This is a genomic window from Bradyrhizobium sp. LeoB3 (genome assembly GCF_055456055.1).
This window is the reverse complement of the sequence record NZ_JBVBEF010000121.1, coordinates 1-20,631: the sequence shown is the minus strand read 5'-3', so window position 1 is coordinate 20,631 and position 20,631 is coordinate 1. Positions and strand designations below refer to the sequence as shown.

General features: G+C 63.6%; 14 protein-coding genes and 1 pseudogene. 10 read left to right on the top strand and 5 right to left on the bottom strand.

Annotated elements, in window-relative coordinates; translation table 11 throughout:
• A pseudogene (locus tag ACZXDY_RS39930) lies at positions 1-350 on the top strand (hypothetical protein); the annotation flags it as partial.
• Positions 283-519: an integrase core domain-containing protein gene (locus ACZXDY_RS39925; RefSeq protein ID WP_464349285.1), complete on the top strand. Its 237-nt coding sequence runs from the start codon at positions 283-285 to the stop codon at positions 517-519. The pseudogene ACZXDY_RS39930 and the gene ACZXDY_RS39925, both read left to right, overlap by 68 nt.
• Here the strand turns inward: ACZXDY_RS39925 and ACZXDY_RS39920 are convergent.
• On the bottom strand, positions 472-1,113 hold the full coding sequence (locus ACZXDY_RS39920) for a trypsin-like serine peptidase (protein ID WP_464349284.1): 642 nt from the start codon (positions 1,111-1,113) through the stop codon (positions 472-474). The genes ACZXDY_RS39925 and ACZXDY_RS39920 overlap by 48 nt on opposite strands.
• A gap of 634 nt (positions 1,114-1,747) precedes the next feature.
• On the opposite strand from ACZXDY_RS39920, the gene ACZXDY_RS39915 reads away from it, so the two are divergent.
• From ACZXDY_RS39915 to ACZXDY_RS39880, 8 genes are all read left to right on the top strand, one after another.
• On the top strand, positions 1,748-2,455 hold the full coding sequence (locus tag ACZXDY_RS39915) for an AfsR/SARP family transcriptional regulator (RefSeq protein WP_464349283.1): 708 nt from the start codon (positions 1,748-1,750) through the stop codon (positions 2,453-2,455).
• A gap of 236 nt (positions 2,456-2,691) precedes the next feature.
• Positions 2,692-5,085, top strand: a complete 2,394-nt coding sequence (locus ACZXDY_RS39910) for a hypothetical protein (protein ID WP_464349282.1) — start codon at positions 2,692-2,694, stop codon at positions 5,083-5,085.
• Positions 5,082-6,341: a hypothetical protein gene (locus tag ACZXDY_RS39905; protein ID WP_464349281.1), complete on the top strand. Its 1,260-nt coding sequence runs from the start codon at positions 5,082-5,084 to the stop codon at positions 6,339-6,341. The genes ACZXDY_RS39910 and ACZXDY_RS39905 overlap by 4 nt, the downstream gene beginning before the upstream one ends.
• The gene (locus ACZXDY_RS39900; protein ID WP_464349280.1) at positions 6,295-6,798 is read left to right on the top strand and encodes a hypothetical protein; all 504 of its coding nucleotides are present in this window, start codon (positions 6,295-6,297) and stop codon (positions 6,796-6,798) included. Before ACZXDY_RS39905 ends, ACZXDY_RS39900 begins: the two co-directional genes overlap by 47 nt.
• Before the next feature lie 2 nt (positions 6,799-6,800).
• Complete coding sequence (locus ACZXDY_RS39895) at positions 6,801-7,967, top strand: hypothetical protein (RefSeq protein ID WP_464349279.1); 1,167 nt, start codon at positions 6,801-6,803, stop codon at positions 7,965-7,967.
• Between the two features lie 21 nt (positions 7,968-7,988).
• Positions 7,989-12,791, top strand: a complete 4,803-nt coding sequence (locus ACZXDY_RS39890) for a peptidoglycan-binding protein (RefSeq protein ID WP_464349278.1) — start codon at positions 7,989-7,991, stop codon at positions 12,789-12,791.
• A 215-nt stretch (positions 12,792-13,006) separates the two neighbouring features.
• Positions 13,007-13,687, top strand: a complete 681-nt coding sequence (locus ACZXDY_RS39885; RefSeq protein WP_464349277.1) for a poly-gamma-glutamate hydrolase family protein — start codon at positions 13,007-13,009, stop codon at positions 13,685-13,687.
• A 525-nt stretch (positions 13,688-14,212) separates the two neighbouring features.
• A complete protein-coding gene (locus ACZXDY_RS39880; RefSeq protein ID WP_464349276.1) occupies positions 14,213-15,337 on the top strand; it encodes a site-specific integrase in 1,125 nt (374 codons plus the stop codon).
• A gap of 556 nt (positions 15,338-15,893) precedes the next feature.
• Here the strand turns inward: ACZXDY_RS39880 and ACZXDY_RS39875 are convergent.
• The 4 genes from ACZXDY_RS39875 to ACZXDY_RS39860 all read right to left on the bottom strand — a co-directional run.
• On the bottom strand, positions 15,894-16,277 hold the full coding sequence (locus tag ACZXDY_RS39875) for a reverse transcriptase domain-containing protein (protein WP_464349275.1): 384 nt from the start codon (positions 16,275-16,277) through the stop codon (positions 15,894-15,896).
• 38 nt (positions 16,278-16,315) lie between these two features.
• Positions 16,316-16,726, bottom strand: coding sequence for a reverse transcriptase domain-containing protein (locus ACZXDY_RS39870; protein ID WP_464349274.1), 411 nt, complete (start codon positions 16,724-16,726; stop codon positions 16,316-16,318).
• A 1,440-nt stretch (positions 16,727-18,166) separates the two neighbouring features.
• Positions 18,167-20,182: an acetyl-CoA carboxylase biotin carboxylase subunit gene (locus ACZXDY_RS39865; RefSeq protein ID WP_464349273.1), complete on the bottom strand. Its 2,016-nt coding sequence runs from the start codon at positions 20,180-20,182 to the stop codon at positions 18,167-18,169.
• Between the two features lie 2 nt (positions 20,183-20,184).
• A partial coding sequence (locus ACZXDY_RS39860) for a carboxyl transferase domain-containing protein (RefSeq protein WP_464349272.1) occupies positions 20,185-20,631 on the bottom strand: 447 nt, incomplete at its 5' end.

Here is a 20,631-nt window from a genome sequence, read left to right as displayed (position 1 = left end):
TTGCCGCCATGGACTTGTTCGTCGTTCCAACGATCGGTTTCGAGCTGCTCTATGCTCTCGTCATCGTCCGGCTCGATTGCAGAGCCCTCGTTTGGATCAACGTCACAGCACATCCGACGGCCGAATGGGTTGCACGTCAAATCACGGAAGCATTTCCCTGGGATGAGGCTCCGCGCTACCTCATCCGGGATCACGACCGGATCTATGGCAGCGTCGTCGCGCGCCGAATGCGCGCGATGGGCATCCGCGACAGGCCTACTGCACCGGCCCCGCCGTGGCAGAATGGAGTTGGAACGGCTGATCGGATCGATCCGGCGCGAGTGCTTAGATCACATCCTCGTCTTTGGTGAGACGCATCTACGAGGGATTTTGCGATCCTACGCACGCTATTACAACGACATCCGAACGCACCGGTCGCTGGACAAAGACGCGCCGGTTGCTCGCCCGGTTCAGCGAACCGGAAGCATTAAATCACACGCCATCCTTGGCGGACTTCACCGCCACTACGCCCGAGCTTAGGTTTTCGGTACAGACAAGGGCGACATCGTTGAAGCCCTGAAAACCGACATCGTCGCTGGGAAGCCTTCCCTGGAATTCAAGCTCGGTGGAGGTTGAAAAATAGCCCGGCGCAGCACGCCGCCTGGTGCCATCCGACAACTCGATCTCGATCGGATCGAACAACTGGGCGTCGGGCGTTGACCACGCTCTGGCAATGACATGCCAGGCCGTCAACACCGTGCTCGGTCCGACCAGGCAGCCCGATCCGCTGAACTGGCTGTTCACCAACACTCGGCAGCGAAACGCCCGGCTGCGAGACAGGAAGTCCGACAATGGTGGATCGGGAAAATTGCCGTCCGCGAGCCTTGCATCGTCCGTGTCGTCGAGACGGACCCCACGTGCCTTCATCGCCAGCGCAAAACTATCCAGAAGCCCTCGCCTTTCGAGTTCATCGACGGCCGCATCCTCCGGCTCGCGATGAAATAGGCGTGCGACGGCCTCAATGGCCGCCATCGTTAGCGGGTCTGGGGTTTCTGACTGAACGGCAAGCAACGCTTCGGCCGCCTGTTGTGGGGCGCTCTTGATCGCATCTGCGACTGTAGCCCTGTCAGTCATTTGATTTCACTTTGGGCCCTCACGGGGCGTAGTAAGAAGCTTTAAGAGTATTGTCAGGTTTCCAAGAAGCGCTTCTGAACGGCTCGCGCCAATTGACGCGGCAGTTATTTCAGTGCCGAGATGCTTGCCACGCTGCCACGTTTGGCCGCGGCAGAGCCGAGTCGGCGAGTATGAGCGCGTGTGCACTGGCTGGCGAATTTCTGGCGCCCAATTCGCACGATCAGCACGGTCGAGGTTAACCCTCGGGTTGCGGTCCACGTATGAACTACTTCATACAACCGGATTGAGAATATCGTTACGGTACGAACTGATCGAGAGATTGAGCATCTGCACCAGGCGACTGTCCGGGTCGAGATCGGCTCCGGATTCTTCGTCCGCCTCGCGCATCCCTCACGGGAGCGAAGGATGCTCTAGCGGCAAATTTGGCGAGCCTGATTTCGATGACCGCTTGTCGGAGTTCATCACTGGTGAGGTTCACATGTGCACAGTACTGGGCACGCCCATTTGCGATACCTGCGGCAAATTCTGCGCGCGCGGCGAGCTGCCCTTAGGCATCGAGCGACGCAACTAAACGGTTTTCCTCGGCCGCCAGAGCGGTCGAGCAGCGCTTAATCTTGCGACCAGGAAGGCTCTCATGGCCGGGGGCATCGCAGAGAGGATCGTTGAGCGCAAGGTCGCCATCCTGGGGCGGCTTGGCGTCTATCCGATGTTTCGCCTATCGCTGCCGGCGCGCCGGCTTCTCGCCTATCTTGCACTGCAGGGCCGGCAGGTCTCGCGCACCGCGGCCGCCAGCAATCTCTGGCTGGACCTGCCCGAAGACACCGGCCGCGCCAACCTCCGCCGCGCGCTGTGGCACGTTCCCCGTGGCTGGATCGATGCCGCCGGCGACGAGCTGTCGCTATCGGCAGACGTCGATTTCGCGCGCGCGCAGGCCGTCGCAGCCCGTGCGCTGAAGGGCGAAGCGTTGGCCTACGAGGACATCGTGTTGCTATCGAATGATATTCTGCCCGGCTGGCATGAGGAGTGGCTGATCGCCGGGCAGGAGGCGTTCCGCCTGCTGAGGGTGGAGGCGCTCGAGGCGACCTGCCGGGTAATGACGCGGTCTGGCGATCTCGCAATGGCGACGCAGGCCGGCGTGGCCGCGCTTGCCGCCGAGCCGTTGCGCGAGTCGGCGGCCGAAGCGCTGATCGAGGCCTATCTGGCCCAGCGCAATCGCTACCAGGCCGTCCAGTGCTACCGGTCGCTGGCGAAGCGCCTCGCCTGCGAGCTGGGCGTGAACCCCGATGAGGCGCTGGCGAAACGCGTGGCCGGCATCTGCCCCGCCTCGCGCGCCGCGCACTAGCTTCCCACCCTTCCCCCTTTCCTTCTCCAGTGCCTGCACGGCTGGCCTTGAACCGTGTATGGACGGCTCCGCGACGCTGCGCGGACGGCACGGAGACATCGGCGCGGCGCCGTGGCTACGGCCGCCGCACGCACTGTGCCCCCGAGGAATACGCCAAGGCAACGGCGGCGTACACAATGCCGGACGATGGTCGTGCTCAACTGCGCCGCAGATGTTCAGGAGGCCGGAGTCGCGCGATGCTGAATCAACAAGAGTCATCCCATCTCTTCGCCGCGCAGGAAAATCCGTTCGCTGAAGCCTTCGCCGAAACCAGCGGCAACGGCACGGCGATCGGCTTCGCGCCGTGGAGCGAGAACCTCACGCCGTTCGCAGCGACGCTCGATGGCGTCGCAAACCAGTCCGAGACCGACCGCCTGGTGGCCGAAGTCTATGCCGAGCTTCGCGACGAGTCGTTCGACGAAGCGCTTGCACTCCTTGCCGAGGAGACCGAGCAGGCACTCGACGAGCGGTTCGCCGGCGAGACGCCGGCCTCGGCGCAAGAGCGCGAACGCTATGCCGACGCGCACCTCGCCCCGGTGCGCTTCGAGGCGCAGCAGTATCTGCAGGCGCTGGAAGCAGGCATAGCCGGCCTGGACGTCGGCTCCCTTTCAGAGCAGCAGCTCGATGAGGTGCTCGAGCGGTTCGACCCGTCGACCAGAGAATTGACGCCGGCCGGCGAGGAGTTCATCGGCAAGCTCATCAAGAAAGCCAAGGGCGTCGTCAAGACCGTCACCAACGTGGCGAAGAGCGTCGGCAAGGTGGCAGGCTCGCTGCTCGGGCCGGTTCTGAACAAGCTGCGCGGCTTGATCAATCCCCTGCTCCGGCGCGTCCTGTCCTTCGCCATCGGTCGGCTGCCGGCACCTCTGCAGGCGCCCGCACGCGCGCTCGCTGCCCGCTTCACGTCCGAGGCTGCGGAGGAGAATTTCGACGAAGCTCAGGTCTCGCCGGCGAACCTGACCGATGTGGAGTCGCTCGCTGAATCCTTCGACGCCGCCATTGCCGAGGCACTCGCGGGCGATGCGGCAGGCGAATTCGAAGGCGAAGCGTTCGGCGCGACGGATGAGAGCGAGATCGAGACGCGGGAACTCGAGGTGCTCGCCGAAGCGCGCGGCGCGCTGATCGAGCGGCTGCGCGACGCCGACGAGGACGAAGATCTCGCACCGGCGATCGAGCAGTTCGTTCCCGCACTGCTCGGCGCGCTGCGGCTCGGAATCAACCTCGTCGGCCGCCCAAAGGTGGTGGGCTTCCTCGCCAATTATCTCGGGCAACTGATCGGCAAATGGGTAGGACCGCAGCTAAAGGGGCCGCTGTCGAACGCCATCGTCGATACCGGCCTGAGGCTCATCTCGCTCGAGGCCGAGGACCGGGCCCAGCTCGAGCGGAGCGACGAGGTCGCGCCGGTTGCGCTTGCAAGCGTCATCGAAGATACGGTCCGCCAGTTCGCGGAGAACGAAGATTACGTGTTCGAGGACGAGGAACTGACCCAGCTCGCGACCGCAGAAGCGTTCAGCCAGGCGGTTGCAACGCATTTCCCGCCTCGCTTCGTTCGTGCGTCGCTGCAGCAAGCCCCATCGCTTGGCGGCACCTTCGTGAGCCGCCGCCCGCGCAGCATCCGACCGTATCGCAAGTACAACCGCACGCCCGAGATCCAGGTGACGTCGCAGATTGCGGACACGCTGCCCACGTTCGGCGGATCGACGGTCGGCGCGGCGATGCGCGCGGCGGGCGCGCAGTTTCCGATCCGCGCGCGCATGCACATCTACCAGTCTGCGCCCGGCACCACGCTGCCGCGCATGGTGCGCATCGACCGGCCCGCCGCTGGCGCAGGTCGCGGCTACATCAACACCGCCAACGTCCATCCGCTGACGCCGGCGGCGGCCGGCGTGCTGCTGCGCGAACCGAAGCTCGGCGTACAGGTGCCCGCCGCATACCTGCGCTCGCGCCAACGGATCGCCGCAGGCCAGCGCTTCTACATACTCGAACCGGTCGGCGCCGGCGCGCCGCCGGCTTTGCCTTCAGGCCCGGCCGGACAGGCCGCGGCCCGGCGCCTTAGCGCAAGCCGTGCTTGGACGTCGCTGAATCTGCGCCAGGCGCGCATCACCATCGGCATCTATCTTTCGGAGGCGGAGACGCAGAAGATCGTCGCGGCGATCCGCAAAGGCCAGGGAAGCCTGCCGCTGCTGCAGGCGCTCACCAAGACCTACCAGGATATGGAGCGGCTCTCCGCCGGCGGCCAGGCTCCCATGCGAATCCTGCGCGAGGATGGTGAGGACGGTGAGGCTTTCGAGCACTTCGCCGGCCACGGGAGCAAGCTGCTTCCGCCCGGCCTGACAGCGCATCTGCGTCAGCGCCTGCGCGCCTGGGTGATGCCGGCGTTGACGAAATGGGCGCGCGCCAATGCGGAAGCGTTCGTGCGCGCGGCCGGGCATCCCGATGCCGGGGTGACGCTCCGCATCCGCCTCACCGCGGTCCCCGGTCTCGATGCGATCGGCAAGATGCTGCGCGGCGGCGCACCTGCGCCGTCCCCGGCCACGCTGCGCGGCACGCCGAGCATCGCCATCTCCGTCACGCCTGGACGAGGCGGCAAATGACCCCTGAGATCGACCAGCATCTCGTCACCTCGGACCTGCAGCGGCAGGTCGCCCACTGGCTGGCGGCCGCGCGCACGTTCCGCGATGCTGAAGAGTTTGCTTCGATTGAGGCCTGGAAGTCGGTCGAACGCGACATCGGCGCGCCGCTGCGCCAGCAGATCAACACGGTCGTCGAGGAGCTGATAAAGCTCGGTGAAGCGACGCAGCGCGTCGTTGACGAGGCGCGGAAGAATCCAGACCGCATTCCGGCGGCCTCGACCAGCGTCCAGCGTTTCCGCCGCCGCTACGTACAGGTCGACACCACGCTGGATTTCCTCGGAGATGCCGTGAACTCGCGAACGAGCGCGCGGCTGCGCGAGGCACTCACGACGCTCGACCGGCTTGCGGTGGCAAGCATGCAGGGAGTGCTCGAGCGGGCGAAGAAGCCGGTGCCAAGAGTGCTCGTCTACCAGGACAAGGGAACGGGCGCATCGATCCTGCGCGCGGGCGTCCGCCTCTGGGCGCCCGGGGCCATCATGCCGGTCGCCGCTATCAAGATCGTGCGCCACAATCTCTATCGCCCGACCTCGCTCTTTCACGAGACGGGCCATCAGGTCGCTCACCTCACCGGCTGGACGCCTTCCGTGCGAGCGGCCATTGCGCGCGCGCTGAAGGACGATGAAAAGCTTCAGGCGATGTGGACGCCCTGGGCCTCCGAGATCGGCGCCGACGTCTTTGCCTTTCTCCACACCGGCTATGCCTCGACGGCGGCGCTTTACGATGTCGTCGGCAATGCCGACACCATCCTGCAATGGCCGATGGGCGACCCGCACCCGATCGGATGGCTTCGCACGATCCTCGGCTGCGCGATGTCGGGCCGCTGCTTCGGGGATAAGGGCCCGTGGAATACCCTGCAACGGGCCATGGAAGCGCATTATCCGGTCACCTCCGCCGACCAGACGCTGCAGCCCCTGCTCGCCCGCTCGAAGGCGGCGATGCCGAGGATCGCAGAAGCGTGCCTCTCAGCGCCCGTGCCGGGGCTCGGCGGCCGGCCGATGACCGACGTGCTCGATCCTAAACGCGTGTCGCCAGGGGCGCTTGCCGAGCTCGAGCACACCGCCGGCGCAGCGCTCTGGACGTCGCCGGCGTGGCGCCAGCGTGAGGGAATACGGATCGTCGCACTCGCGGGCCTGCGCGAGGCCGAATGTCCGGCGACTGCGCCGATGTGGATTGAACGCGCACGAAGCTGGTTCACCAAACAAGCCGAAGCGGCGTGAACAGAGAAAGGAACGTGACATGGCCAGGAAGCCCTCATCGTCGGCGGAATCAGAACCCGGGATGGAAGCTGCAGAACGACCACTCGGCGGAAACCCGCAAAATACGATCGCTGTCCTCCAGCAAACTATCGACGAACTGCGGCAGCGCGATGCGAAGCGCGAGCAGGAGATGTGCCACTTGAACGAGGCGTTGAGCCGCCTGTCGCAGATGAGCGCGATCGAATGCATCCTGACCAACGGCTTCGAGGAGATGTCCACCAAGCTCGCACCGGTGGCGGAGATCGGACCACATCGCGTGCCGATCACGGATTGCGATGTGAACGCGCGTCTTGCAAGCATGATCGAATCCACGGCGCGGCCGCGCTGGGCCGGAGCGTCGACCGTGCCGATCGACACTCGTCCCGTTCCGTTCATCGGTGATGTCGTTCCAGGCCCCCGCGACAACGAAAGGTACTAGTCATGATCCAGCAGCTCATTGAACGCATGATGAGGCCGCCGTCGAATATGTCGCGTGACGTCGCGGCCGCGATAGTGCTCACATGCGATCCGTTCGATCTGTTGCTCCACATGGAACAGGTCTGGAACGCATTTCGCGTATGGGGGCCGCCTCCGAATCCGCAGCCGGCCAGCCCGGCCCGCCTAAGCTTCCTCGGCTACAATAAGGGCGAATTCGCGCTTTTCACCCCGCATCCGTCGTTGGCCGGTGTGCCGCAATGGGATCACCTCGGTTACAGCTACGTTCTGGAGAACACACGCGCCGTCCAGATCCTGCGCCGCGTCGTCCGGGAGTATCGCGCCGGCGAAGGGCTGGGCATCCCGTCAATAGCGACCCAGCGCTGGCTCGAGATCACGGAAGTGCTCCTGTTCGGCGCCGCCAATCCGCTTGCGCCGTGGCTGTCCACCAGCGTCATCCGACCGGATCCCGAGGCGGTGCGACGCAACGCCTACTGGCGGCTCTTCGGCCTCGACCTTGCATTCGGCACCGACGACAACCGGCCGCCCACCTACGACAAGGCCACGCACGCGAACACGACATTCATCCAGGTGTTCGAGGAGCTCCTTTTCGAACTGTGGCAGGCGATCACCAACGTCCGCAACATATCAGGCGTGAACGCCTCCGACGACGATCGGATTTTCAGGATCGCCGAGGCCTTGCGATTTGCACTGCGCGCCCGGCGGCAAAATCAGTTGCTCAGCCGGGAAGAGCTGGTTGCGACAACGGCCCTCGGCTGGGCCGAATTGACGCTAAGCGCCAACACACCGGTCGTCGAGGATCTGGTTGCCAACGCGACAAGCCCCTACGAGCGCCTGCGGTTGATTGGCGAACGGGTTGGGCTCGCACCGCACAGCAAGGCGTCCGCTCTATTCTCGATGGCTGGCGATCTCTCCCGCTTCCTGCGCATCGTCGAGTCCGGCGTCGTGTCGGGACCTGAACTGGCATGGGTCCTCTATCTCGAGCAGCCGCCAGTCGGGTCGCCGCCGGGCGCACCCGCACCGATCGGAGCTTCGAGCAGGCGGGTCATCACCGAGTGGGCATCTGCAACGGGCAAGGATCTGAAAGCACGCGCAAAGCCGATCGAGATGCGGCCGCCGGTCCGGCCACCACTGCTCGTCGGCGCACGCTGAGGTCAACGCAGGAGGCAGACGATGCACGGGTCCAGGCAGGAGTTTCAGTCGCTCGATCCGCTCGGCCTCGACGCCCCCTTCGCAGAGGCGTTCGAGCCGGAGAACCGGAGCGCAATCGAGACGTTCACCGCGCTCGAGGGCAACCCGTTCGCGGCCTTTTCGGGCGAAGCCGACGAAGCGGAGTGGACCTTCGGCGAATCAGAGACCTTCGAGGAGGAACTGGGCTCACCCCACTCCTTCTCGAACTGCACGCCGACGCAGAAGCAGTTGCTGCTCGACGTGGCGGAGCGGTGTCTGCGCGCGGTGCGGCATGCGGCCTCGTTCGTCGGCAGCACGTACGGGCGGCCGGGCCGGATGAGCGCGGCCACACGGCAACTGCTGCTGCGTCATTTTCACACGACAAAACATGACGATCTCCGCCACATCGTCACACGGCTGATGCGGATCGAGAAGGCGCTGAAGGACGGCATCAAGTTCCGCGGCGAGACCAACTGCGCCACCGACAGCACGGGAGCGGTCTGCGGCTATGCCCTGACGACGCAGCTCTTCGGCGGTTTCGGCAAGGTCCACGTCTGCTTCGACACCCGGCCCAGCCACTGCAACTTCAGCGCGCTGGCGCCCGACACGCAGGAGGTGACCCTCATCCACGAGGTCGCGCATCGCTATGTCGGCATCAAGGACCAGGCCTACGAACACGAACCGAAATATTCGACCCTCTCGTCGAAGCAGGCTCTGAACAATGCGGACAGTTACGCCTTCTTTGCCGTCGAGGGCATGAACCTGCTCAGCGAGGCCTTCGAGCCGGAGCAGGAAGGCGCAGTGTCGGAAGACTTCGATGAAACGTCGTTCACCGGGCTTGAGGCCCAGGCATGGGAATCGCACGGCCTTGCCGCGGACAGCGAAGCCGACCGAGACGGAAGCTCGCAGCCCTGGGCGCGCGAGCTCGAGGAGGCTCGCGAGCTGGAATCGGGAGCCAGCCGCTGCGCCGAAGACGAACACGCAAGCGAGGACGAATATCAAGAGTCCGAGGCATGGACCGCAACGGCGGAGCAGGTTGCTTTCCGCAACAGCGTGCTCGCCGAGCATATCGCGCGCAGCCGCAAGGCCAGGGGTGCACCTCTGCCCGACCTGGACAGCAAGCAGATCGAGACGATCCCCGGCACCAGCGTCAAGACCCGGCCGGAAACCGCGCGGGCCGCTGGCCGCCTGCTCGCCGCAGCAAATGCGGCCCTGCAGAAGGCTCAGGCCGCGGGCGATGCTGATGCGCTGCGGACAAAACGATTAACGGCGGTAAGCGGCTATCGCGGCAGCGACCATCAGCGCTCGCTATGGCTCGCGTATTTCAAAGGCTACTACAATCGTACGCGCGCCCACCGCGAAGCTCTCGCCGAAGGCCCGCATTCGAAGGCAGCAGTCGCCTACATGCTGAAATCGAAAGCCTACGGTGGCTTTGCCCTGGGTGGCCGGATTGCGGCCCCGGGCTACAGCAATCACCAGAACGGCATTGCCGTCGACTTCTATCAGAACAGAAAGGCGGGACACGAGGTCGCCAACAGCAGCAGTGACGCAGCGCGAGCGACCTGGCGCAGGAGCTGGTTCTATGGATGGCTGAAGCAGAACGCAGCGGCTTACGGCTTCGAGCAGTTGCCGACCGAGGAATGGCACTGGGAGTTTCGCCGCAAGCCGACGATCACGAGCGAGTTCGAAAGCGAAGCCGTCGTCCCGGCCACGAAGCCGTATCTCGACGGCGCGCTGTGGATCTACCGCTCCCGCGTCACCGGCACGAAAGTCGCCGTGTTCGCGTCAGCCGCGGCCGTTCGGGACAGCGGGCCGGTGGACATGCTGCTCTACATCCACGGGCTGCTCGGTCCGTGCGGCGTGCCGAAAGCCATGCCCGCGGGGATCGTGACAGAGGCGACCTTCCGGCTCGGCAAGATCGTGACCGACAGCGGCCCGCCGATGCTGCTGGTCGTGCCGCAGCTTCAGACCGGGAGCGACGCAGGCTGGAGTGCACGCGGCCTCGACCGGCCTGCGCAGCTCAATGCGCTGTTTGCCGAAGTACTGGCCGAGACAGACCGCCGTCTCGAGCGGAGCGCCATGCAAATCCGCCGGCTTGTCATCTCCGGACATTCGCGCGCCTACGGCGTGCTCTATCCGCTCGCCAACGCGAACAAATCCGCAGCCCTCGGCACCGGCGCGCTTTCGAAGCTGGTCAAGGTGTGGGTGCTTGACGCTACGTACGGAAGCCCGCCCATCGCGGCGTTCGAGGCCCTCGCAGCGGCGCGTCCAGGTCTGGGCGTGGACATCATCTACCGCGCGAAATCCCCGACCGACAAATTCGACGGCCGCGCCAGCGCTGGCGCGGTGGCGTTGCGCCCGGTGCCGAATTCGATCACCCATTGCGCGCTGCCCGGCAAACTGCTTCCGACTTTGCTCAGCGAGCTCGGCACAGCCGCGGAGAACGAATCATTGAAGGATTTCGATGGGCTGTCCAGCACGGAGGCTCTTTTCGAGAGAAGCGACGGGGAATCGCTGGCCTGGCTGGACATGGAGGCAAGCCTTCGTGGCGACACGCTCGACGAGGACTTTTCCGACACGCGCTGGAGCGAATCGTCCGAGGACGAGTTCGAGCATCAAGGGTGCGGATGCGGTTGTGCCGGCGGCCAATCTGCGCCGCAACGCTTCGAGGCCGAATGGTTCGAGCCGGAATCGGATGACGCAGTATGGCCTGCCGGCGTCGGCGTGCGCGCACTTGACGCCGAAGCCGGTGAAGCTGCCGATGCCTTGAAGGGCGCCTCGGCCTTTGTGCTCGGACCGACGCTTCGCCGCGGCAGCGACGGCGCCGGCGTTGAAGCCCTGCAACGCGCGCTGGCGCAACTTGGCCATTCGCCGGGCGAGATCGACGGACGATTTGGCGCTGCGACCGAAAAAGCGGTCCGCGCCTTTCAGTCCCGCTCGGGCCTCGCCGCCGACGGCGAGGTCGGCCCGCGCACCAAGGCGGCTATCGCCGCAGCGCTCGGTGGCAAGATCGCGCCGCTGCCGACGCCACCTGCTCCAACGCCGCCGGCCCCGATCCCGCCTGCGCCGCTGCCTGTCGGGGAGGATATCGATGCCTTCATTGCCAGACTGGCTGCGGAGTGGTCGCGCCGGACCGGCGGAAAGCCCTCGGTCGACGAACGGAGCTCGGCGCTGCGCGGCGACTACGAGGATACGCTGAAGGGCGCGCGCATGCGCTTTGGGACGAAGTATGCCGACGATGTACTCCGCCGCGCCTGGATGATCAGCCGCGAGGAAGAGATGCGCTTCCGCACCGAGTCTTCGGGCGGCTCGCTCGGCGATTTCACGCCGCCATCGCAGCGGGTGGAACTGGTCAGCCACGCGTCGATCGACGGAAGCGACAAGGCGCCGGTCGCGCCGATCATGGTCCGCTTCTTCGCCGAGCTGCGCCGCCGCTACGGCGCCGGCGTCGGCGCGGGCACCTATCGCGGACATGGCGGCGGGAGCTTCAACGACCGCGGCTATTCGCTCGATCTGTTCCTGAACAAGCGCGACGACCGCGGCTTCTATCTACGCGCCGATGCCCTTAGGTTGCTGCGCGCGGTGAACGACGCCGCGAAGGCGATGCCGGCGGAATGGCGGATCATCTACAACGATTTCGCCGTCGCCGACGCAATCAACCGGGAGACCGGCAAGCGCAACGTGATCTTCGTCGGGACGACGCGCAAGGACAAGAACAAGCGCGTGACCGGGCTCAACTGGCACGGCCCGCATCCGCTCATCATCCACTTCCATCTCGACCTCGCGCCGCTGCCGGGCGCGCAGAACGAAGCGGAGGACGAAGAATGGCAGGAGATCTGGCAGGAAACCTCGCACGAGGATTTCGCCGACGGTGAGGACGAGGGCGAGGACGTGCGCGGCGCCTGCGAGGGCGAATCTCCCGCCGACGAGACTCTCGCCCTGGAAGCCCTGCTCGCAGACGAAGCGGGAGGCGATCCGGGACTGGTGGACCGCCTGAAAGGCGTCGCCGAATTCATGCTCGGACCGACGCTGCGCCGGGGCAGCAAGGGCGACGGCGTGAGCAGCTTGCAGCGCGCTCTTGCAGGGCTCGGTTACGATCTGGCGGTGGATGGCGATTTTGGTTCGAACACCGAACGCGCGGTGCGCGCGTTTCAGTCGCGCAGCGGACTGGAGGCCGACGGCATCGTCGGCGCGGCCACCAAGGGCGCGATTGGCGCCGCACTGGGCGCGCGGTCGCTGCCGCCAGCCTCCGCACCCACGCCTCCTGCACCGACGCCCGTGCCCTACGTGCCGGGCAAGAAGCTCGCGCCGAAAGCGTTTGTCGCGACGTTCGGCGAGCCAGCCCGTGCCTCGCAGGCGGCGAGCGGCGTTCCCGCCCTGGTAACGCTCGGCCAGGCAGCGCTCGAGTCCGGCTGGGGTGCGCATGCGCCCGGCTTCAACTTTTTCGGTATCAAGGCCAAAGCCAGCATGCCTGAGAACATGCGGCAGCTACTGAAGACCAAGGAGGTGATGTCGCGGCCCGACGCGAAATTCCCCGAAGTGATCTCGGTCACGCCGCGGCCCGACGGCAAGTACGACTATGTCGTGCGCGACTGGTTCCGCGTCTATCCCGACGCTGCCGCCGCATTCAGCGAACACGGCGCATTCCTGGTGCGCAACAAGCGGTACGCCAAGGCGTTCGCGGTCGCCCACGACGCTTACGCCTTCGCAACCGAAGTCGCCCGCGCGGGTTACGCCACCGGACCGACTTACGAGAAGGAGCTCCACGCCGTCATGCGCATGCTCGAGAAGGCAGGCGGAAGCTGAAAAACGAGCTGAAAATTGCGACCTGAATGGTCCTATCCGGACCGCCGGTCGAGCGCGGGCGACGCGTTCTCGAAGAAGCCTGGGACGGCAGCTTTATCGTGCCCGGTAGGTCCACCATTCGCTACCAGAGCCACACGCAGCGACTAGCCTTTGATCATTCAAACCGACTGTAAGGGATCGGTGATATGCCACGAGGACCTGATAAATATTGTTCCATGTCTGCTCTGTATGATGATCCGAACAACGTCGAAGGGATAACATATGGAAAACGATGGTTACGTCATGAGTGGCGTCAAATGGTGGAAGAACAAGTCACAGATAACACGGAAACACAAAAGGTAGTCATGGCCCTCCACGGGGGTGGCATTGAGACCGGCACAAGCGAGATCGCTCTAGCTACGGCCGGCTACCATCCAGCTACGCTGGCTAACTCCGTTGACGGTTATGGATTGCATGACCTCTGGCTGTTTGAAGGGTTGTTGCCCTCCAGCAATGGCGACCTGCATGTGACAGCTTCTCACTACGATGAGCCAATAGCTACGAAGTTGGTTGAAAACGCTCAACGTTGCATCAGCTTGCACGGCTGTACGGATACTCAAGCGAATGGAAGAATTCAGCTTGGCGGACTGGACGATGAGTTGCGGGATATCATTTTGGAAGAATTGGATGCTGCAGGGATTCCGGCTGAGGTTACCAGCAACCCGATGCTTGACGGTAGTCTCCCAAACAACATCGCAAACAAAACAAGAATTGGTGGCTGCGCCCAACTCGAGATGGGGACGAGCTATCGCAGAAGCTTGTTCGGGATCAATACGAGGCCACAGCGGAAAAACACAACAAACGCTGAATTTTGGCTACTGGTTCGGGCTTTGCGTAAATCCATGAGCCGAGTATAACCCGTTCCCTGACCAGCTCATAAGCATTAAGAGCTGTTGGGTTCAGGAATCTGCACGCGCGAGCGCCTCTTCCGAGCTTCAGCATTCTTCACGCTTGCGCTGAACAAGAGTCCCCAGCCCACCGGCGACACCAAAGCAGGTCCGCTTGCCATGCGACGAACGAGATCTGCTTCTCGGGCGCAGGTGGCCGCTCTACTCACATCAATTCGAGCGCACCGAGCCCAAGGTCCACATCAAACTTCGGACTCACTGCTCAGATTTGCCGTGAATGGATTTTTCTGGATCTCCCGGTGCACACGTCGTGCACACGCCGCCATCTAACCACTTGAAAAATTTGAGCTCTCGTTCCAATCCATCATCGGAGCCACAGAAAAGCGATAGTCTTGCGATTTCAATACTTTACCCTATGTTCTCAATGGGATGAACCCGGAACATGTGCAAACTAGCCGAATTTGCACACGTTTGTACCTGTTTTGACCTCACAGTGCACACGTAGCGGACACGAATTGGGGAGTGCACACGGCCATGGCCAGCCTCACTCAATTGCCGTCCGGGAACTGGCGCGTCCAGGTGCGCCGCAAGAACCGCCACGTGTCAGAGACCTTCCGCCGACGCAAGGACGGCGACGACTGGGCGCTCGACATCGAGCGCAATATCGACCGCAGTGGATCACCAAAGCCCCGCGCCGCCGTCCAAGCCAAAACCTTCGGCGATATCATCGATCTCCATATCGAGGACATGCACGAGGTCGGCCGCCCTCCCCGTCGCTCCAAGGCCGCTGTGCTAGAGGCACTAAAGGAAGCCTTGGGGACAGTAAAATTGCCCAAACTCAATCGCGAGCGACTCATCGAATTTGGTCGCCAGCGCGCGAAGGAAGGTGCCGGGCCCGCAACGTTGGCAATCGACTTTTCCTTTATCAGAACCGTCGCTACGCACGCTGCAGCCGTTCACGGCATTGAAGTCTCGGCCGAAGAGGTTCGATTGGCGCGCTATGCGATGAAGCATTTGGGCCTTGTGGCGAAGTCGGAAGAGCGGGACCGACGCCCAACTGCAGATGAGCTCGGTGAACTCATCGAGTATTTTGAAACCAATCCTCGACAGGTCATTCCGATGGGCCGGATCGTTCGGTACGCGGTCGCGACAACAATGCGACAGGAAGAAATTTGCCGTCCGGATTGGCCGGACGTAGACATGAAGACGCGGGTACTCGTCATCCGCGACCGCAAGGATCCGCGAGCAAAAGACGGCAACGATCAGAAAGTGCCGCTTCTCAATCTAACGGGCTTCGATGCGTGGGAGATCTTGCTCCAACAGCGCATCATCACGAGAGGTTGGGGTCGCGTGTTTCCGTATAACCACCGCTCGGTGAGCGCGGCTTTCACGCGAGCCTGCGATGAGCTGAAGATCGATGATCTGCATTTTCATGATCTGCGTCACGAGGGGACTAGCCGTCTTTTCGAAGCAGGGCTCACAATCGAGAAGGTTGCGCTTGTGACCGGCCACAAGGATTGGCGCACTCTGCGGCGTTACACCAAGTTGAAGCCGGAAGAACTCCACAAGCTGCAAACGGCGCCACAACCGTCTTTGGAAGAGTTCATACAAGCGCTCGCGACAAACGAGACTGCGACAACGGTTCGACAACAAGTCTAGGCGAAATGAGCGTGAAACACTCTTCCGGAGCGCTGTCGATCGTTGCGCTCCCGGCTCGCCGCGGCAACTGGCGTCGCGACAGACATTGTTGAAGATTTCGCCGGGTCGCAAAAGTTGCCGAATACGTTTACTTGTTGTCGGTACCACGACAGCGGGAGTCGGGTTATTGGCCTGTACTTGAAGCGAGCTCAAGGTGTCTCCCGTGAAAGCCAGAATGGGAACCAAAGATCCCAAGCGTCGGCACGATTTTGCTCTCTGCGACAGGCGCAGCAAGCCTCTCTCGCAGCTTTCAACCTTTTACGAAGACCACAGGCGTGCTTCTAGCTCGACGCCTCCCTCACAGATCCGGACGTGCAGCTTTCCCGCATCCGGCTCCTCTGACGAGCTTGGTCAGGCTATTTGCTGACGCCAGTCGTGTACATGCTCGATCGGTATCGGGAAGACCTTCAGGATCGCGTTGAACCGCTCCCACGACAGCTTCGGCCGTGGGCTTCGCCGTAGTAGGACTCGCCGCCACGCCTTCATGATCTGAAGACGGAAGCGACCGAGGCACGTGCTATTGCCAGGGATACCGAAGTAGGCGTAGTGCCCGCGTGAAGCCCAGGAAGTCGAACACCTCCGGCCGCGCCCTGCCCTTGCGCCGACGGTTTTCTTCAGCAAACCGTCCGAACTCGATCAGCCGCGTCTTGTCCTCATGGAGATGAAGACCGAACTTGGCCAGTCGTTCCGGCACGGCCGCCGTCATCGTCTCCGCATCCTGCCGTCGCTGCAAGAGGAGCAAGTAGTCGTCGGCATATCGGACCAGCCGTAGCTGACCGGTCGCATGCCGCCGCTTCCACTGCTCCACCCAGAGATCGAGCACACAATGCAGGAAGGTGTTGGCGAGCAGCGGGCTGATACCCGCGCCCTGGGGCGTTCCTTCCACCGTATCGGCGTACACACCACCCTCCAGGATGCCGGCGCGGAGCCATTGGCCGATCAGCCGCAGGACTCTCGGTCTGCAATCCTGTGCGCCAGCATCCGCAGCAGCCAGTCGTGATCAACGCTGTCAAAGTATCTGCGGATGTCGGCATCGAGTACCCAGTTCACCGGCTCCGTTGTGATCGCTTCGCGCACCACCCGCAGTGCCTGATGAGCACTGCGTCTGGGTCGGAAGCCAAAGGAGCAATCGAGGAAGTCGGCTTCATAGATGGCGCTCAAGACCTCCGCCACCGCGCCCTGGACGATTTTGTCTTCCGGCGCGAGGATGCCGAGAGGCCGCTGACCGCCGTCAGCCTTTGGGATGTACGTCCGGCGAACCGGCAACGGCCGATAACGGCCGCCATGGACCCTGTCGGCTAGATCGCGAAGATTACCTTCGAGGTCTTGCCCGTAGGATTCCACTGTCATCCCGTCTCCCCCGGGCCGCCGCCTGCCGCCGCAGCCGTCGATACGCCCTTTCGAGCGCAGCGACACCAACGTGGTGCAGCAGCGCCGTGAACCTGGTCTGGCGCGACCGTTTGGCCGCCTCATTCACCCTGGAGAGATTGGCTGACAGGATGACCCGGCTCTGTGTCCGGTCCCGCGCCTGCTCACCGGAGTTTCCCATCAGTCGGGGCCTTCCCTCCGGTCGACTCGTTGCCTTCGCCGCCATCGACAGGACTACGCCCCGATCCGCCACCCTGCCGTGCCTGTGGAACAGCCTCCGCTTTTCGCTCGGCCAATTCCCCCTCCGGTGACGAGCCGGAGCACACGACAGGGTTTCTCAGGTTCCCATGATTTCTGTGCGCGCGTGATGTGGTCTCCGACCCCGGCGGCCCAGAACCTGCTCGCCTTTAGCGCAGATCCCGCTGTTGCCTTCGACTTTTGAAGCAGCCTCGGCGACCGCGACGATCCGATTACGTGGCCCAATACACACCCTGCCCGCTTGCTGTCTACGCTTGGTCCTGCCGTTACCGGTTCGGACCCAAGACTCGCTACGAGGCGTCTGGCTGAGACCTACCTCGGCGGCGCTTTCATCCGCTAGACATCATGAGCTTCTCCTGACGCACTTCAAATCCTGGACGCGCAACCACCGATACCGACATTCAGTTCGAGTTGCGATCTGATCGAGGGCTTTTCGTCCCTTTTCACGTCCGAGCGTGCGGCTTGAGCTTCGCGCGCAACGTCATTTGTGCGGAGTCCGTCCTCCGACCCCACGTTCTAATGCTACGCTTTGCGTGGCGACCAAGGCAAACATCACGGAACTAGCTGCAACAGCCGCTGTCGCGCGATTCATTGGTTTGTTGCCACAGCGAACAGCCGGATACAGTGGAGAGGCAGTGCGGCGGAGAGAGTGTCAGTCAACTCCTGTTGAAAGATAAAGCATTTTCGATCTTCCTAGATCAAAAACCACCATTTGACCTACGGCCCGAAAATGGGGTTTCGCCTCCGAGAGAAACCTGCGCCAATGGCCCGTCAACGACAACATTGCCACTGCGCTGGCGTCGTCGGGATAGTTGTGCGTAACCCCCAGATGATCAATCGCCCACAATCGACACAACCACGGCCAGGGACGCTGCCGTGGTACCTATTCCTATTGGACGACACAGGACAGGCAGATGCTTATTTATGACTTCATCGACCATCGCGCGCGGCAGCCCCTGTGTGTACCGAAAACCTTGTCCGAGTTGATGATGTGACGGATTCGGCTAAGTTGGCGGGATGATCGGGCTTCTCTGTTTCGTGCGGGCCGTCGTGACCTCGCCGTTCAAGTCGAGGTTGCAGCTGGAAGCTGAGAACGCGGCGCTTCGACATCAGTTGATGGTCTTGCGGCGGCAGCCGCGACCGTCTGGACATTCGACGCTTATTTCACGCAAATTCCAAAATCAGTGCATCCACCGCGAGCGTTGCGCCGGCACTGGCGTGGATCTTCTTCACGGTGCCGTCCTGCTCGGCTCGGAGCACGTTCTGCATCTTCATGGCTTCGACGACCGCGAGCGTCTCACCGGCCTTGACCTCCTGGCCTTCGCTCACCGCGATCGAGACGATGAGGCCGGGCATCGGACAGAGCAGCTTCTTGCCGCTGTCGGAGGCCGTCGTCACCGGCATCAGCCGGGCGGAAGCTGCTTCCGCTTCGGTCCAGACATATACCGGCACCTCGACGCCCTGATGCGCCAGACGAATGCCGTTGGGAACCGGGCGCGCCTGGACCGCGACGAAATGGCCGTCGATGGTCCCCTGCCAGACCGGATCGCCCGGCTTCCACGGCGATTGCAGCAGATGCGCATTGCCGGCGTTGCCTTCGGCATCGATGAAGCGGATCGCGATCACGTCGCCTTCGCGGCCGACCTCGAGCAAAATCTCCTGGCGATCGAGCCAGACCGCGCGGCGGCGCTCGCGCTGCACGACGCGGCCGCCCATTTGTCCCGAGATCTGCCGCTTGCGCTCGCCGAGCACGTGATCGATGGCGGCGCCAACGGCGGCGATGCGCCGTGCGACCTCGCCTTCCGGCACGCGCACCGCAAAGCCCTTGGGGAATTCCTCGGCAATGAAGCCAGTCGAGAGCCGGCCTTCGCGCCACCGCGGATGATGCATCAGCGCCGACAGGAATGGGATGTTGTGCCTGATACCGTCGACATAGAACGAGTCGAGTGCGGTGGCCTGCGCCTCGATCGCCGCGGCGCGTGAGGGCGCATGCGTGACGAGCTTCGCAATCATCGGATCGTAGTGGATCGATATCTCGCCGCCCTCCTGCACGCCGGTGTCGTTGCGAATGGTGATGCCGTCCTGGCTGGCTTCCACCGGGGGACGGTATTTCACCAGGCGCCCGACCGAGGGCAGGAAGTTGCGGAACGGGTCTTCGGCATAGAGACGCGATTCCACCGCCCAGCCGGTCAGCGTGACGTCCTTCTGCGCGATGGCGAGCCTCTCGCCGGCGGCAACCCGGATCATCTGCTCGACGAGATCGATGCCGGTGACGAGCTCGGTGACGGGATGCTCGACCTGCAGGCGCGTGTTCATCTCCAGGAAGTAGAAGCTCTTGTCCTGGCCGGCGACGAACTCCACCGTGCCGGCCGAGTCGTAGCTCACCGCCTTCGCCAGCGCGACGGCCTGCTCGCCCATCTTGCGGCGGGTGGCCTCGTCGAGCAGCGGCGACGGCGCCTCCTCGATGACCTTCTGGTTGCGGCGCTGGATCGAGCATTCACGCTCGCCGAGATAGATCACGTTGCCGTGCTTGTCGCCCAGCACCTGGATCTCGATGTGACGGGGATCCACGATGAACTTCTCGACGAAGACGCGGTCGTCGCCGAACGAGGCCTTGGCCTCGGCTTTCGCCAGGTTGAAGCCTTCGGCGACCTCGGCCTTGGAGTGCGCGATGCGCATGCCTTTGCCGCCGCCGCCCGCGGAGGCCTTGATCATCACGGGATAGCCGATCTCGTCGGCGATGCGCACCGCGTGCTTGTCGTCCTCAATGACGCCAAGGTGGCCCGGCACGGTGGAGACCTTTGCCTTCGCGGCCGCCTTCTTGGACTCGATCTTGTCGCCCATCGCGGCGATCGCGCCGGGGTTCGGACCGATGAAGACGATGCCGGCGGCCTCCAGCGCGCGCGGGAACGCCTCGCGCTCGGACAGGAAGCCGTAGCCGGGATGCACGGCCTCGGCGCCGGTCTTGCGGCAGGCCTCCACGATCTTCTCGATCACCAGGTAGCTCTCGGCCGCCGCCGGCGGGCCGATCAGAACGGCCTCGTCGGCCATCTCGACATGGAGGGCGTCGCGGTCGGCCTCGGAATAGACCGCGACCGTCTGAATTCCCATGCGGTGAGCGGTCTTGATGACCCGGCAGGCGATTTCGCCGCGATTGGCGATCAGAATGCGTTTGAACATGATTACAATGGCAAATTGTCGTGCTTCTTCGCCGGCGCTTCGACCTTCTTGTCCTTCAGCATCGCGAGCGCCCGCGCGATGCGTCGCCTTGTCGAATGCGGCATGATGACGTCGTCGATATAGCCGCGCTCGGCGGCGATGAAGGGGGAGAGGAAGCGGTCTTCGTATTCCTTGGTGCGCGCGGCGATCTTGTCGGGGTCGCCGATGTCGGAGCGGAAGATGATCTCGACCGCGCCCTTGGCGCCCATCACCGCGATCTGCGCGGTCGGCCAGGCATAGTTCATGTCGGCGCCGATCTCCTTCGAGGCCATGACGTCGAAGGCGCCGCCATAGGCCTTGCGGGTGATGATGGTGACGAGCGGCACCGTGCATTGCGAATAGGCGAACAGCAGCTTTGCGCCGTGCTTGATCAGGCCGCCATATTCCTGCGCGGTGCCGGGCAGGAAGCC

Excerpts from the sequence above, each read along its gene's own strand:
- ACZXDY_RS39915 (WP_464349283.1), top strand. The coding sequence starts at position 1,748 with ATGGCCGGGGGCATCGCAGAGAGGATCGTTGAGCGCAAGGTCGCCATC.
- ACZXDY_RS39865 (WP_464349273.1), bottom strand. The coding sequence starts at position 20,182 with ATGTTCAAACGCATTCTGATCGCCAATCGCGGCGAAATCGCCTGCCGG.
- ACZXDY_RS39885 (WP_464349277.1), top strand. The coding sequence starts at position 13,007 with ATGTCTGCTCTGTATGATGATCCGAACAACGTCGAAGGGATAACATAT.
- ACZXDY_RS39910 (WP_464349282.1), top strand. The coding sequence starts at position 2,692 with ATGCTGAATCAACAAGAGTCATCCCATCTCTTCGCCGCGCAGGAAAAT.
- ACZXDY_RS39925 (WP_464349285.1), top strand. The coding sequence starts at position 283 with ATGGAGTTGGAACGGCTGATCGGATCGATCCGGCGCGAGTGCTTAGAT.
- ACZXDY_RS39895 (WP_464349279.1), top strand. The coding sequence starts at position 6,801 with ATGATCCAGCAGCTCATTGAACGCATGATGAGGCCGCCGTCGAATATG.
- ACZXDY_RS39905 (WP_464349281.1), top strand. The coding sequence starts at position 5,082 with ATGACCCCTGAGATCGACCAGCATCTCGTCACCTCGGACCTGCAGCGG.
- ACZXDY_RS39920 (WP_464349284.1), bottom strand. The coding sequence starts at position 1,113 with ATGACTGACAGGGCTACAGTCGCAGATGCGATCAAGAGCGCCCCACAA.
- ACZXDY_RS39880 (WP_464349276.1), top strand. The coding sequence starts at position 14,213 with ATGGCCAGCCTCACTCAATTGCCGTCCGGGAACTGGCGCGTCCAGGTG.
- ACZXDY_RS39870 (WP_464349274.1), bottom strand. The coding sequence starts at position 16,726 with ATGACAGTGGAATCCTACGGGCAAGACCTCGAAGGTAATCTTCGCGAT.
- ACZXDY_RS39890 (WP_464349278.1), top strand. The coding sequence starts at position 7,989 with ATGCACGGGTCCAGGCAGGAGTTTCAGTCGCTCGATCCGCTCGGCCTC.